This is a genomic window from Pedobacter sp. A2324, assembly GCF_059693705.1.
Genome location: NZ_JCASSK010000002.1, coordinates 1 through 15,051, shown reverse-complemented (window position 1 = coordinate 15,051; position 15,051 = coordinate 1). Strand labels below are relative to the sequence as shown.

The 15,051-nt window shown below is 40.8% G+C and carries 15 protein-coding genes; 6 read left to right on the top strand and 9 right to left on the bottom strand.

The annotated features are described in order from the left end of the window. Window positions 1-7: 7 nt before the first annotated feature. Entirely contained in the window at window positions 8-745 is a 738-nt protein-coding gene (locus AC570I_RS05095; protein WP_497404643.1) for a tyrosine-protein phosphatase, read from the top strand. 60 nt (window positions 746-805) lie between these two features. Here AC570I_RS05095 and AC570I_RS05090 read toward each other — a convergent pair whose 3' ends face one another. Both AC570I_RS05090 and AC570I_RS05085 read right to left on the bottom strand, forming a co-directional pair. Further along, window positions 806-2,035, bottom strand: a complete 1,230-nt coding sequence (locus AC570I_RS05090) for an ABC transporter permease (RefSeq protein WP_047800321.1) — start codon at window positions 2,033-2,035, stop codon at window positions 806-808. A gap of 126 nt (window positions 2,036-2,161) precedes the next feature. Beyond that, a complete protein-coding gene (locus AC570I_RS05085) occupies window positions 2,162-2,515 on the bottom strand; it encodes a HesB/IscA family protein (RefSeq protein ID WP_047800322.1) in 354 nt (117 codons plus the stop codon). A gap of 189 nt (window positions 2,516-2,704) precedes the next feature. Between AC570I_RS05085 and AC570I_RS05080 the strand changes: the two genes are divergently transcribed. The 3 genes from AC570I_RS05080 (at window position 2,705) to dnaA (ending at window position 6,833) form a co-directional block, all read left to right on the top strand. Continuing rightward, window positions 2,705-3,235, top strand: a complete 531-nt coding sequence (locus AC570I_RS05080; protein WP_497404642.1) for a DUF7935 family protein — start codon at window positions 2,705-2,707, stop codon at window positions 3,233-3,235. A gap of 68 nt (window positions 3,236-3,303) precedes the next feature. After that, window positions 3,304-4,851, top strand: coding sequence for an acyl-CoA mutase large subunit family protein (locus AC570I_RS05075; protein ID WP_497404641.1), 1,548 nt, complete (start codon window positions 3,304-3,306; stop codon window positions 4,849-4,851). Window positions 4,852-5,402: 551 nt separating this feature from the next. Continuing rightward, on the top strand, window positions 5,403-6,833 hold the full coding sequence (gene dnaA / locus AC570I_RS05070; protein WP_316798540.1) for a chromosomal replication initiator protein DnaA: 1,431 nt from the start codon (window positions 5,403-5,405) through the stop codon (window positions 6,831-6,833). A gap of 218 nt (window positions 6,834-7,051) precedes the next feature. Here dnaA and AC570I_RS05065 read toward each other — a convergent pair whose 3' ends face one another. The 5 genes from AC570I_RS05065 to AC570I_RS05045 form a co-directional block, all read right to left on the bottom strand. Next, window positions 7,052-7,606 (bottom strand): NUDIX hydrolase, encoded by a 555-nt coding sequence (locus tag AC570I_RS05065; RefSeq protein WP_082120700.1) that lies wholly within the window; start codon window positions 7,604-7,606, stop codon window positions 7,052-7,054. 29 nt (window positions 7,607-7,635) lie between these two features. Beyond that, entirely contained in the window at window positions 7,636-8,022 is a 387-nt protein-coding gene (locus AC570I_RS05060) for a hypothetical protein (RefSeq protein ID WP_156166763.1), read from the bottom strand. A gap of 41 nt (window positions 8,023-8,063) precedes the next feature. Further along, window positions 8,064-8,840, bottom strand: coding sequence for a TPM domain-containing protein (locus AC570I_RS05055; RefSeq protein ID WP_497404640.1), 777 nt, complete (start codon window positions 8,838-8,840; stop codon window positions 8,064-8,066). A 3-nt stretch (window positions 8,841-8,843) separates the two neighbouring features. Continuing rightward, entirely contained in the window at window positions 8,844-9,287 is a 444-nt protein-coding gene (locus tag AC570I_RS05050) for a TPM domain-containing protein (protein ID WP_047800328.1), read from the bottom strand. Window positions 9,288-9,368: 81 nt separating this feature from the next. Next, window positions 9,369-9,950, bottom strand: coding sequence for a LemA family protein (locus AC570I_RS05045; RefSeq protein ID WP_047800329.1), 582 nt, complete (start codon window positions 9,948-9,950; stop codon window positions 9,369-9,371). A 200-nt stretch (window positions 9,951-10,150) separates the two neighbouring features. Between AC570I_RS05045 and AC570I_RS05040 the strand changes: the two genes are divergently transcribed. Continuing rightward, window positions 10,151-11,692 (top strand): NAD(P)/FAD-dependent oxidoreductase, encoded by a 1,542-nt coding sequence (locus AC570I_RS05040; protein ID WP_497404639.1) that lies wholly within the window; start codon window positions 10,151-10,153, stop codon window positions 11,690-11,692. A 34-nt stretch (window positions 11,693-11,726) separates the two neighbouring features. Further along, window positions 11,727-12,086: a CoA-binding protein gene (locus AC570I_RS05035; protein WP_047800331.1), complete on the top strand. Its 360-nt coding sequence runs from the start codon at window positions 11,727-11,729 to the stop codon at window positions 12,084-12,086. On the opposite strand, the gene AC570I_RS05030 is transcribed toward AC570I_RS05035, so the two are convergent. Beyond that, window positions 12,083-13,189: an acyloxyacyl hydrolase gene (locus AC570I_RS05030; RefSeq protein ID WP_497404638.1), complete on the bottom strand. Its 1,107-nt coding sequence runs from the start codon at window positions 13,187-13,189 to the stop codon at window positions 12,083-12,085. The two genes, AC570I_RS05035 and AC570I_RS05030, sit on opposite strands and share 4 nt — an antisense overlap. Before the next feature lies 1 nt (window position 13,190). After that, the gene (locus tag AC570I_RS05025; protein ID WP_497404637.1) at window positions 13,191-14,150 is read right to left on the bottom strand and encodes a lipid A deacylase LpxR family protein; all 960 of its coding nucleotides are present in this window, start codon (window positions 14,148-14,150) and stop codon (window positions 13,191-13,193) included. Window positions 14,151-15,051 lie beyond the last annotated feature (901 nt).

Here is a 15,051-nt window from a genome sequence, read left to right as displayed (position 1 = left end):
TTCCCATATGTTCGGATTCTTCAAAAAGAAAAAAATCGTACCCGAATTTAACTTCGCAAGTATTGGAACTGATATGCACTCTCACATCATTCCCGGAATCGACGATGGCGCACAAACACTAAAGGACTCACTGGCCTTGGCGCAGAAATTTAAGGCCCTTGGTTTCAGGAAGCTGATTGCCACACCGCACATCATGGCCGACTACTTCCGCAATACCCCTGATACCATTAATCGCGGACTTGATATTTTAAGAAAAGGGCTGCACGATATTCAGCTGGATTTAGATGTAAATGCTGCAGCAGAGTATTATCTTGATGAAACTTTAGAAAAAAAAATCAGGCAAAAAGAAGTACTTACCTTCGGCGCTGATTACATGCTCTTTGAACTTTCTTATATCAATCCGCCTCAAAATCTGTTTGATTTTATTAAATTAATACAGGATAGTGGTTATAAACCCATCCTTGCTCACCCCGAAAGGTATCCATATTACTACTCATCTTTTGAAAGCTATCATCAGATCCGGGAAACCGGATGTCTATTGCAAATGAACTCCATTGCCCTGACAGGATATTATGGTTCGGGGGCAAAAAAAACGGCTGAAGAAATGGTTGAGAATCATCTGGTAGATTTCATTGGGAGCGACATGCACCATCTTAAACATGCAGCTGCTTTGGAGAACAGCTTGACTACACCACTAATGCAGCGCCTCCTGGGGCAGCATCAGCTGAATAATACATTGATTTAAAACTGCTAACTCAAATTTTAATTATGCGTTGAGCTTGATACTGAACAAATATCCGATTTCTTACTCGTACCGCAAAGCTTCAACCGGATCAAGTCTGGATGCTTTTTTCGCCGGATAATATCCTGATAAAATGCCAACCAATACACACAGAACAAAGCCGCCCAGAATAAATGCCCATGGAATAAGAAATGATCCCCCCATGGCAAGGGATATAATATTACCCAAAACAATACCAAGAAAAATACCCATTACGCCACCCATTAAGCAAATTACAACAGCCTCAATTAAAAACTGACGTCTGATCACTTTCGGATTTGCACCAATAGCCTTCCTGATCCCAATCTCTCTGGTACGTTCCGTTACAGAAACCAACATGATATTCATTAAGCCTATAGAAGCGCCAATCAGTGTGATGATCCCAATAGCAATACCACCAACTGCTACAAAGGCCAGATTCTCAAATAAAGTTTGAGCAACAGCATCACTCTTCGTGATCTCGAAGTTGTTGGCTTCACTCACCTTCACTTTGCGAATATTCCGGAACAGGGCAGTCGCTTCTCCAATAACACCATCCTGGTTGTTATTGTCGCCAACCATAACAGTGATGGTATAGGATGGGTTAGCATTGGCGTTAATTTGTTTAGCTTTCAGCAAAGGAACATATACAGCCCTGTCGCCACTGAACCCCATACTTGAACCCTTTTTCTCTAAAATCCCAACAATTTTGAAACGATTGTTTCCAACATTGATTAATTTATCCATCGGATCTGAATCTTTAAACAAGCGCTCAACAACCTCATTACCCACAATGCAGACATTGCTGCCGAGTGATACTTCAGATAAGCCAAAGTTTCTGCCTTCAGATAAATTAAGCCCTTGAGAAGCCAGGCCGTTTTCATCGATACCCTGAATATTGATATTTGGATTGGTTTTTAAACTTCCGAATTTCACCGTAGAACCACCACTGGCAAATACACTCACGGCAACGGTGGCCGGAGCATTCAGACTGTCTTTAAATCTTACAGCATCTTCATAACGAATGGATTTAAACGGTTTCGGCCGTTTTCCATTTCCGATTCTGATACCCGTGCCCCGATTCCTGATCGTAAACGAATTTGCTCCCATGCTACTAAAAGCGTCCGTCATACTTTTCTTTACAGCATCAAGCGTAGTTAAAATACCTACCAGAGCCATTAAACCTATTGCAATAATTAAGGCCGTAAGCATGGTGCGTAAGCGGTTTGCCTTGATAGATTCTAATGCCAGTCTGATGTTTTCTCTGTAATTCATTGTATGAGTGTCAATATAGGGAAATCTATTTGGTTTATCTTCATGTCTCCGCTATATCCGCTGCCAATAAAAAAGTCCCGACGTTTAGACATCGGGACTTCAATATATGTTACAATAATATTTTAATTATGCTGAGAAACTTGTTCCACAACCACAAGTACTCGTTGCATTCGGATTTACGAATGTAAAACCACGCGAGTTAAGCCCGTCTTGCCAGTCGATCATCATGCCCATTAAGTACATCTGATGTGCTTTGTTCATAAAAACCTTGATGCCATCGATAAAAAATTCCTGATCACCGTCTTTTCGTTGGTCGAAACCCAGAACGTAATTCATCCCGGCACAGCCACCACCTTCAACGCCAACGCGTAAACCATAATCCTGGCCGATCTCCTGCTGATCCCTTAATTTAGTAAGCTCTTTCGTTGCACCTTCTGAAAATGTAACCGGTGCAAATGATGTATCAACTGTTGTGCTCATGTTATTTCAAGTTTATCTTTTACAAACTTAGATAAATTGCTTTTATATGTATAATAATTAACATCATAAAAAAGCAATTTATCGTTCTCTCCTTTATCAATGAGAATATGTACTCATAAAGGAAATATAAATAATAATGTACATTTTTGCTTTTCACTCAACGTTAATATTACCGTAAGTAAACAAACCATGAGCATTCAACAAGTTTTAACCGATGTAGTTATTTTATTTGCCGGCATCTTCCTGGCCTTTATGGCCCTCTATTACATTATAAAAGGTGATATACAACGCTTTTTTAATTTAAAGGTGCTCGAATTAAATAAAGAAAGCAGGGCGCATCTTCTGCCGTTGCGACTTCAGGCACATGAACGCTTGATTATTTTCACCGATAGGATCAATCCCGCAAATTTATTGGTGCGTTTGCATCAGCAGGGGATTAGCATTGCTGCATTGCAGACCGGAATTCTCAATGAGGTCCGCTCTGAGTATCAGCATAACATCACGCAACAGTTATACGTAGATAGCCAAACCTGGACAGTTGTTCGTAAATTGAAAGACGATACCATTGCCATGATTAATAATGCAGTTCAGGGATTGCCTGCCGATGCCAGTGGTATAGAACTGAGCAAAGCAATTTTGCAGCACATGGCTGTCATTAGCGACAATCCCTACGATTTGACAATCGAACTGATTAAGAAAGATATTGCCGTGCTGTTTTAATCATTGCGCGAATAAGCATTTGGATGTCGCAATCGGTTAAATAGTTTTAACAGTTAACCAAATTTACCATGAGCCACAAAAAATACACCACCACATCAGGCCTTGAGATAAAGGAAGTTTATACCTCATCCCGGCCAATGGAAGAACAGCCTGGCGAATTTCCCTTTACCAGAGGTATTCAAAAAGATATGTATCGGGGCAGGCTTTGGACGATGAGGCAATACGCAGGGTTTTCAACTGCTGAAGAATCCAATAAACGCTATCACTACCTGTTAAATCAGGGAACCACCGGACTGTCAGTAGCTTTCGATTTACCCACACAAATTGGCTATGATTCCGATCACGAAATGGCTGATGGCGAGGTGGGAAAAGTTGGCGTAGCCATCGATTCATTGAAAGATATGGAGATTCTTTTTGATAAAATAGCATTAAAGGACATCACAACATCAATGACTATAAATGCTACGGCTTCAATATTGCTGGCCATGTACATCGCTTTGGCAAAAAAGCAAGGGGCAGATATCAGACAGATTTCCGGTACCATCCAAAACGATATTCTTAAAGAATACGCCGCAAGGGGAACTTACATTTATCCACCCGCACCGTCTATGCGGATCATCACCGATATATTCGAGTTTTGTAGTAATGAAGTGCCCAAATGGAATACCATCTCGATTTCCGGTTACCATATTAGGGAGGCAGGCTCATCGGCGGTGCAGGAACTCGCATTTACCCTCGCCAATGGAAAAACATACTTGAAAGCAGCTATAGAAAAAGGCCTGGATATTAATGTTTTTGCTAAACGCCTGTCCTTTTTCTTTAATTGCCACAATAATTTTTTTGAAGAGATTGCCAAGTTCAGGGCAGCAAGGCGAATGTGGTCGAAAATAACCAGACACCTTGGCGCTACCGATGAAAAGGCACAGATGCTTCGTTTCCACACGCAAACGGGTGGTTCCACACTAACTGCACAACAGCCACTTAATAATGTAATCAGGGTAAGTAATCAGGCTATGGCTGCGGTGTTGGGCGGCACACAGTCGCTTCATACCAACGGGTATGATGAGGCCTTGTCTTTGCCAACGGAATCTGCAGCCAAAATCGCCCTTAGAACACAACAGATTATTGCCTTCGAAAGTGGCGTAACCGATACAGTTGATCCGCTGGCAGGCTCTTTTTTCGTTGAAAACCTCACCGATGAAATTGAAAACGCCGCATGGGCCTACATCGAAAAAATAGATGCCATGGGAGGATCAGTCAAAGCAATCGAAAATGATTACATGCAGAATGAAATTGCCAGCGCTGCTTATCAGTACCAGAAAGAAGTTGAAAGCGGGGAAAGAGTCTCGGTTGGGGTGAATAAATTTACGCAGGAAGAAGAAGGAATAAATGAGGTTTTCAATATTGACGACTCCATTCGCAAGCTTCAAATGGATAAGTTGATCAGTCTTAAGGCATCAAGAAACAGTGAGGCCGTCGCCGGCGCTTTAGGTGCCTTAGAAATAGCCGCCCGTGGAAACGTTAATTTAATGCCATTCATCATTGAAGCCGTTGAAGTATATGCTACACTTGGTGAAATTGCCGATGTATTTCGTGGCGTATTCGGAGAGTATTAATCATCTTTTGTAAACTGCATGCTTAATAATATTTTCTCTGAACACCTTAGTTAAACACGTGGTTTTTTACTTCATTTGACCTTAATCTCCCCCGGGAATTTGGTCAGCAATAATTTTCGCACTAAACGGATGAGTGAGGACAAATTGCCACATTTTTCTACACAATAAGGTCTAAAAATATTATTTGGTTAAAATCGTTTGAGATATGTATTATGATATTCAGTATGTTGTGTTTTAAACATTAAAAACACGTCTAAATTTATGCCTTTAAAAGCCTAGTGGCTTGAATTTTGCTTTTTAAATGGCGATCCGGAGTATTATTAGGATGAAACCAGCAAATAGCATTAAATGCCGAAAATTGATGTTAATAAATAGTTATCAACATAAAAAATTGAGGTTAACAGGGCTACTCAATTCCTTATCAGTAGGTTACAATTTATTTCAGAATTTTGTTTAAAATGTTGATAATTTTATCAATATTCGTAGTCCCGAAACGGACCATCCCTTTACGTCGAATCGGTACTGAAAATCAATAATATATAGAAATCGCAATGGAAAAAACTTGTACAGAAGTATGGAAGAACTGTCTTCAAATAATTAAGGATAACATCCCGACCCAAAGTTTCAAAACCTGGTTCGAGCCAATAACTGCCCTTAAATTAGAAGGTAAGGTTTTAACCATACAAGTGCCGAGTTTATTCTTTTACGAATGGCTTGAAGAACACTACGTGGGCTTGCTTCGCAAGACCGTAAAAAAACAACTTGGAGAGGATGGCAGATTAGAATACAATATCGTTGTTGATAAATCATCAAACAGTGGTAGTCCTTATACTACCAATATGCCATCAAATGGAAATGGGGCAGAGGCCAAGGTACAATCTATGCCTATTCCGGTTTCCATCAATAAGGATATCAAAAATCCATTTATCATACCTGGATTAAAAAAATTAAATGTAGATCCGCAGTTAAACGCTAACTATACTTTCGAAAACTACATCGAGGGCGATTGTAACCGCCTTGCACGTTCCGCAGGTTATGCTGTTGCAGCTAAACCAGGAGGCACGTCATTTAACCCGTTAATGATTTACGGGGGAGTAGGTTTAGGGAAAACCCACTTAGCGCAGGCAATCGGTAATGAAATCAAACGCAGCATGCCAGATAAGCTGGTTATTTATGTAAGCTGTGAGAAATTCTGTCAGCAGTTCGTTGATTCATTAAAAAACAACACCATAAATGATTTCGTTAACTTCTATCAGGCAATGGACGTCATCATTATGGATGATGTTCACAACTTTGCCGGCAAAGAGAAAACGCAGGATATCTTCTTCCACATCTTTAACCACCTCCACCAGTCTGGTAAACAGGTTATTTTAACTTCAGATAAAGCGCCAAAAGATTTAGCTGGCCTGGAAGAGCGTTTATTAAGCCGTTTTAAATGGGGTTTATCTGCCGATTTGCAGATTCCGGATCTGGAAACACGTATCGCAATTCTCAGAAAGAAAATGTATGCCGATGGTATTGAACTGCCAGGAGAAGTGGTGGAGTATGTTGCACACAACATTGACAATAATGTGCGTGAGCTTGAAGGGGCCATGGTATCTTTATTGGCACAAGCCACTTTAAATAAGAAAGAGATCGATTTAGCGTTAGCTAAACAGATGTTGAAAAACTTTATTAAAAATACTTCCAAAGAAATCTCCATGGAATATATCCAGAAACTGGTATGTGAGTATTTTGAGGTACCTGTTGATATGGTGAAATCACAAACACGTAAACGCGAAATTGTTCAGGCCCGTCAGATATCGATGTACCTTTCGAAAAGCCATACAAAATCATCTTTGAAAACAATCGGTGCATTTTTTGGCGGACGTGATCATAGTACCGTAATCTATGCATGCCAAACCGTTGAAGATTTGATTGATACGGATAAAAAGTTCAAAGCTTACGTACACGATATCCAGAAAAAATTAAAAATGAGCTAGTACGGGGCAGAATTTGTTTGCACCTGGTACTTAAACAAAAAGGGTGGCGATTTGATATTCAAATCACCACCCTTTTTTATTGACGAACCCTTTCAGTCGTTACTCAGCTATTACTCATTGCCTGCTGCGTGCAGTATCATTAAGGGTTCCCCGCCATTATAAACGCAGTAAGTCCGAGTCAAGTCCGCACTTTCCAGCATATTAAATTAATTCGGTAATTAAATGTGTGCCTGATCTATAGCCATTAACCCATAGTGCAATGCAGCTACATGAATACATTGGGCAATTTTATTCTCTTTTAAAAGTTGTTTTACTTCGTCGATGGTATATTCTTCCACATTCAGGATTTCGTGCTCGTCCAGGTGTTGCTCATGGGTTTTTACGCCCCCCGTTAACAGGTAAGTAAAGGTTTTGTTATTCGCTGTAGCCGGATTTGGATAAAGTTCTGCGATGAGCCTGCAGGTTTTAAACGTATACCCGGTTTCTTCTACCAGTTCTCTTTTTATTCCTGCTTCAGGACCCTCGTCACCATCAATTACTCCACCTGGGATTTCCAATGAAACAATATCGGCTGCATGGCGGTATTGACGAACCATAATAATTTTACCTTCTTCCGTCAGCGCAACTGCAGATGCCCAGTCAGGATACTCCAATACAAAATAATCATCCTTGATCGTTCCGTTTGGTAATTTCAGTTCATCAACCCTCAGGGTTGCCCATCTCTCCCTTACTAAATATTTAGAGGCAAGCTTTTGCCACTTTTCTATAATCATTCGTTTAAATTTAATCTGTTGGTTTAATCCTAGAGGTATTGTTGTATGGTTTGCTGACGGTGGAAATTTACCAGGTGCACAATTTTGTGATGAGCCGATAAATACTGATAAACCAAATTAAGCTTTGGCGCAATCACACTGTTCCGTTCAGCACTTAACCCCAGTTCATAATAGAGAAATTCACTTAATGAGTCCAGTTTCTCGGGAGGCATCTCGTTACCTTTCAGCCATTCATCAAAAGCATCTGCGCCATCAGCTTCCAGTACTTCAACCGGAAGAGAGAAGTTAGATACCATGGTTTGGTCAAAGAGCCTGCTGGCCTCATCGGGTTTCCCCTCAAGTTTCAGGCCCATGATTTTCGACAATACCTCTGCCAAACGTTGTATCTCCGCCGTGATCAATTCTCTTCTATGCACGCTATTTAAATATTATAATGGTAAATATAAAAAAATATACCCTACCAGCTACCGCTTGATCCGCCACCACCAAAACTACCGCCACCAAAGCCTCCAAAACCACCACCACCTGATGATCCGCCCCCGCTTCCCCAGCCACTGCCTCCACCACCACGGCTTCCGCTACCAAATAACATGGCCCAGAATAGCGCATCAGATGCACCGCGACCGCCAATTACCTGATTGCCACCGCCGCCGCCACGCCTGCTGATGATAATGATAATCACCACAATAATGATAATCACAAATACACTACCTAAACCAGCTCCTTTCTTTGAAAAAGTTTTAGGCTTGTCATTTTTGTATTCACCCTTGGTGTATTTTATAATGGAAGTTGTAGCCTCATCCAGCCCGGCATAATAGTTTCCTTCCCTGAAATTAGGCTTAATATCATTGTCTATAATTCTTTTGGCATATACATCCGGAAGTACTCCCTCAACTCCATATCCGGTTTGGATGGAGATTTTGCGATCGCCAACAGCGACAACAATCATAATTCCATTGTTCTTACCACTTTGTCCAACGCCCCATTTCCTTCCGAGCTCAAGGGCATACTCATTGATGTCGTAATCACCAACAGATTTTAAAATTGCAATGGCAATTTGCGTAGAAGAAGAATCATCAAAAGCAACTAGTTTACTTTCCAGCTGCTGTTTTTGATCGGCCGATAGTACGCCGGAATAATCATTAACGAGTGTAGACGGTTTCGCTGGGAAATCCTGGCCAAAAGACAAGCTAAACGTAAACCCGAGTAATATGAATAACAATAGTTTTCTCATGGTTTATTTGTTTTCCGGGTTATCTAAAAATACAATATCATTCGGCAACTCATTAATGTCACCTTTTTGTGGAGGGAAAAATAATGCTAGTTTTTCTCCCGCCAAAGCAACGCCAGCAATAATTCCATCTGCTAAATTCCCTTTGGCAAAGTGGGCGGTCATGGCAATTTTAGTAGTTTCCCAAAAATCATCAGGAACCAGCTTGTTAATGCCGGAGTCGCCTATAATGGCAAACTTATGGTCCGCATGCGCCAGGTAAATTAAAACACCGTTCCTTCTCGCTGTTTTATCCATATCAAGCTTCGAGAAATACTCCACAGCTTTTTCAATGGGATCTGCTTTGCAATGCTTATCAATAGCAATTCTGATTTCTCCCGAAGTGGCCGTTTCGGCATCAGCTATTGCCTTTGCGATTTTATCTTGTTCTATATCTGAAAATAATGGCATTTCTATAGTATAAATGGAATGAAAAAGGGTAGTGGTTGTTCACAAGTAAACAGCCACTACCCTTAAAATGATTGATGAAAATTAAAATTCTACTTTAGGAGCATCTTTTGCCGTAGCGTCTGCCTCGAAATAGCCCTTAGGTTTAAAACCAAACATACCTGCTGTCAGGTTAGTTGGGAATGACCTGATCTTACCATTATACTCCTGAACAGCATCATTGAAATCTTTACGGGCAACAGTGATTCTGTTTTCAGTACCTTCCAGTTGTGCCGATAGGTCACTGAACTGCTGAGTTGCCCTTAATTCAGGATAATTTTCTGTGATAGATAATAATTTTCCTAATGCCTGACTCAACTGACCTTGAGCAGCCTGAAATTTCTGAATATTCTCCGGGGTCAAATCGTCTGCTTTAACAGTCATCTGCGTTGCTTTAGCACGGGCTTCAGTAACCGCGGTTAGCGTTCCCTGCTCAAATTTGGCAGCACCTTTTACCGTTGCCACAAGGTTTGGAATTAAATCAGCCCGTCTCTGATATTGGGTTTGCACAGTTCCCCATTTCGACTTTACATTCTCATCTAATTTAACCATGCTGTTATAACCGCATGAACTTAAAGTGCTAACTGCAATCACAGCAGCTAATATTCCAAATACTAATCTTTTCATTTTTATGGTTTTTGTCTTTGTTATGTCAACTGAAATTTATTCAATTTACGAATTAGATATCAAATTGCATGCCTTTGTTACATTTAATCAGAATAAGTGACATTTTGTTTCTTATCCCGATCCTGTGGATTTTTCACTACGCTATTTCGGCATCAAACCTTATCTTTGTATCGATTCAGGATAAAAACCTGACAAGTTGTATGCAAAAGGATATCGAGATTACCTTGCTCCCCCACCAGGTAGAGCATACCGAAATAATCAAAACCAAACTGGCCGAAGGGCTTAAGGTTACGGAAAATCGTATCAATGGTTATGAAATCTTGAAAAGGTCGATCGATGCTCGGTCCCGGAAAGTTATTTTCCGCTTACAGGTCAGGGCTTTTGTAGATGAATTGCCAAGCCCGGAAATCAATATTATAAATTACCCGAATGTAAGTAATGCCAAACAGGTGCTGATTATTGGTGCCGGCCCTGCAGGTCTGTTTGCAGCTTTGCAATGCATCGAAAACGGACTAAAACCAGTGGTCATTGAACGGGGTAAAGACGTTAAGCAACGTCGCCGGGATCTTGCGGCCATCAATAAGCAAGGGCTGGTCAATACCGAGTCCAATTATTGTTATGGTGAAGGCGGTGCCGGAACCTATTCTGATGGTAAGTTGTATACCCGTTCGAACAAGCGCGGTGATATCAACAAAGTACTGCAGGTATTTGTAGATCATGGTGCAGAAAAAGACATCATCATTGATGCCCGCCCGCACATCGGGACCAATAAATTGCCTCATATCATTACATCGATCAAAGAGACAATACTTAATGCAGGTGGGGAAGTGATGTTTGATGCGAAGATGACCGATATCATTTCAGAATTTGGTCAGGTAAAAGGCATTGAAATTAACTATCAGGATAAACTTTTTGCAGATCATATCATTCTGGCTACCGGACATTCGGCGAGAGATATTTACGAGCTTTTACATAAAAAAAACATCTTAATTGAAGCAAAGCCTTTTGCTTTGGGTGTACGCATTGAGCATCCGCAGGAAATTATTGATGCTGCTCAATATCATTGTGACACCAGATCCGAGTTTTTGCCTCCGGCATACTATAGCCTTGTTGAACAGGTAGGTGCGCGTGGCGTGTTTTCGTTTTGCATGTGCCCGGGTGGAATCATTGCACCTTGCGCTACCGGTGAAAATGAAATCGTAGTAAATGGCTGGTCGCCATCTAAACGCAATAACCCCTATGCCAACTCTGGTACAGTTGTTCAGGTTACTTTAGATGATGTTAAAGGATATGACCCCCTACGTATGCTGAATTTTCAGGCTGAAATTGAAAAACGCTCTTTTGAAGCTGGCGGAGGTAACCTGGTTGCCCCCGCACAAAGAATGGTCGATTTTGTAAACAACAGATTGTCAATCGACCTTCCTAAAAACTCTTACCTTCCGGGCACAAAAAGTGTGATGCTCGACAACCTACTTCCAGAATTTGTGTCGCAAAGCTTAAGAGCAGCGCTACCACTTTTTGGAAATAAAATAAAAGGCTACTTTACCAATGAAGCTATTCTGGTTGGTGTTGAAAGCCGCACTTCTTCACCAGTTCGTATCCCCCGTGATAAGGAAACTTTTCAGCATCCCCAATTAAAAGGGCTTTATCCATGTGCTGAAGGCGCAGGATATGCAGGCGGAATTGTATCGGCCGCCATAGATGGGATTAACTGTGCCAATGCAATTCTGAATCAACCCTGAAAAACTTTATAATGTTAAGGTTGTTACTGATAAAATGAAAAAGACACTCATCATTGGGGCATCTCCGGATCCATCCAGATATGCATATAAAGCGGCTCACATGCTTCGTAGATTCAATCACGATATCATTAATGTGGGCATAAAAAAAGGAGAAGTCGCAGGAGTTGAGATTGAAAGGCCTGGCGAAATTCACCATGATATCGATACGGTAACACTATACATCGGTCCTGCTTTGCAGCCTCAATATGAAAACTACCTTCTGGAAACCAAGCCCAAACGGGTCATATTTAATCCGGGAACTGAAAATTATGAGCTTGAAAAATTGCTTGATCAACATGATATTGAGCCTGTAAGAGCTTGTACTTTGGTTTTGTTAAGTACAGGACAGTATTAAAAGCGATACACTAATCCCCAGTTTACATAATCAGCCTGAGCAAAGTGCATATACGTTTTTGCCTGAATGCCCAGACGGGGGGTAATATTGTAAGTTGGCCCGAATGTCCAGTACCAGGTGGCATCTTCCTTGTATCTGTTATAATGGAGATACTTGCCTACCTGGGCACCTACAGTGATTCTCCAAAGGTTGATCTCTGCACCCACACTTAAACCGGTACGCCACCTGTCGTAAGAGGTACCGTAGTTCTGGTAAGTCCCGGCATAGTCATCAGGATTGTAAACAGTATAATAATAAACGGCATCAGCACCTGCCTTCAAAACCATGATATCATTCAGATAAAAATTATATCCGGCATATAAGCCGCTTTTAAATAAATGTTTATCACTCTGCTGCGGAACGCCTCTGGCGCCCAAACCAACACTGATTTCGATTGAATTTCTTCGTAATGGAATATAAGTGCTTCTTTTTTCCTCAGATGGGTTTTTAGGGTTATTCAGCTTTAAACCCAGGTAAATGTTTCCGGTATTTAATCCGCCATTGGGTACCGTCAATCCACCATTTGAGATATGCAGGAAGCCAAATCCTGCGAGTAAACTGGTGTATTTGCCAACGGGTAACGCCATTCCCAGGTCAGCTTTTATAGCTTCATTTACCGGACTGCCCAGAAATCTGTTTTTCGGATGATTGCCAAAGTATTTATTGGTAAGACTTAAGCCAATACCCGGGGTAAAGTTAAATTTTGCCTTTCCTAATTTAAAAAGCTCAAAATCCATTTGGGCAACCAGTCCATATACCTGACCGAAAGAATTTGCTGAAGTATCTTTTGCGCCTTTCAACCGGCTGATATCTCTGAAAATAAAACCTAAGCCATAAGATTTTGCACCGAGTGCTTTTATCCAGTGATCTTTATTTTGTTCGATGTCTTTAAAATACGCAGCATCAAAGCCAATGATCTGGTCTTGAAATAAATGCCCCTGATCGCTGTTAATGTGAGTCCCAAATACCGGTTTGAAAAAGATGGAGTGATTTTCAGGCGCAATCTGTGCGTGTGTTGAAACTAACCCGAAAATAAAGAATATAGCTAGTAGGTGTTTTCTCATATTAACTTTTACTGAAACGATAGGCTAAACTGTAATATGCATAATGGTAACCCCGGGCGCTGTTTTTAACTTCATTTGTGATAAAAGTAGCCATATAGCTTCCTGTCCACCTGGCTATAGATAAGGTTAAACCAGCCTGGCCGGTTAAAACAAAAGGATTGGGCTGAAATGAAACTGGCCCTTTGTTCTTCAGGAACAAACCGCCTTCAATGCTCGAATCAAAAGCAACGGCATGTATTTGTGGAATCACAGAAAGGAAAAGCTCATACTTTCGCCTGGCTTTGCTGGTGTGATTATGACTCACCAGGCTACTAAACGCAGCCGATCCATCCATTTCATTAAATCTTCCAAATCTGAATAAGCTTCCCAAACTGGCTTTAGTAGTTACGTTTCCTGCAAATGCTGATGCAATCGCAGTTCCATCCAGTACCCCGTTTTCTGTGCTGAATATTCTTTTGTTATACTCCGCACCAAGATTGATTGTTGGCTCACTATTCAAAGCATACGCCCAGCCCGATATTTGATTCTGTCCAACCAGTTTATGAAAGGCCTTTTGAAAGGTTTCACCCAATGCATTTTTACCGCTTATACCAAGTTGTGCAGAAACTTTAAGCATTTGTTGTTGACTGTAAAACCTGCTATAATTCACTTCTCCATATAAGTATGCGGAAAAAGGCCTGTCGTGAGTTGCCGGATCAGGCGCATAGCTGTAAAAAGGGTTATATATTTTTTGTCCCACCTCAAAGCCAAGAATCTCTTTTGTTCTCTCGCCCCTTAACTTCTTTCCGTCGAGAGCATGTTTATATCTGATAAAAAATCCATTGGTATAATACCGGTCGCTCGTGATATCTACGTAAGCATCATTCTCACTAATCACAGAAACTTCGTTCTTAAAATTCTGGGCGTGGCCTAATTTCACCAACCCAATAATGGCAAGCGTAATATAGAGTTTCAATTTCATCAACAATCTTAGATTTTAATTGGCTGTAAAAGTATTAATAAATTGCAAAATTGTCCGTCAAACGGGGCATTATTAGTGGTTCCTAAGTCTGATCAACATCCATATCCCGCAATTGCCATTGATAAATAGACTAATCAGTCACCATATAGCTGAATACTCAGATCCCAATTGCCACCGATAACTAGACAAACCAGTCATCAATATATCTGGATACACTCATAACCCTTAGGTCGGCGTTTATTCGTCGATTCGTCACTGTTTGGTCGGGTACAATTGTCACAAGCCCGACCAATCCCCGACCAATGCCCGACTTAGCAGTGACGAAAGGCTTAATGGTGGTGCCGAAAAAATCACCTTTAATACTTGTTGTAATATACAGATCTCACGGATAGCCTGGCTCATTTTTGCAATTTGGCTAGGTAATATATATAGTAGTACAGTATTGGGCAGTAGCCAGTAGTGCTTTCTTGATAGGTTTAAATGGCCAGCGGCTTTTGCATACAAATTTCTTTTAAAAATGTTTGAGTGATTGTTAAATTTTTGACACTGTAAAACAGTGCTTTAAGGATTGGTTTGCATAAAAGGGTAAAATATATTTGGCAGGTGGTTATTTTTTTCTACTTTTGCATCCCGCTTCGGAGGAAGGGATTGATTGAAAAGGTGGTTTAAGATGATGTGAGAGGGGAAAAGGCCAAAGATTTATTTTAAAATAAATTTGCGGAAGAAAAAAAGATGATTACCTTTGCAACCCGGTTCGGAAGAACGGAAAGCCAGTTAAAATGGCAGATTGAAATAGCGGAGATAGAGAAAAGAAAGAGGCAAACAAATAAAAAATTATTTTATTTGGAAGTTAAAAAAAGTTTTCTACCTTTGCACTCCCAACCGAAAGGAAGGGAAGAAA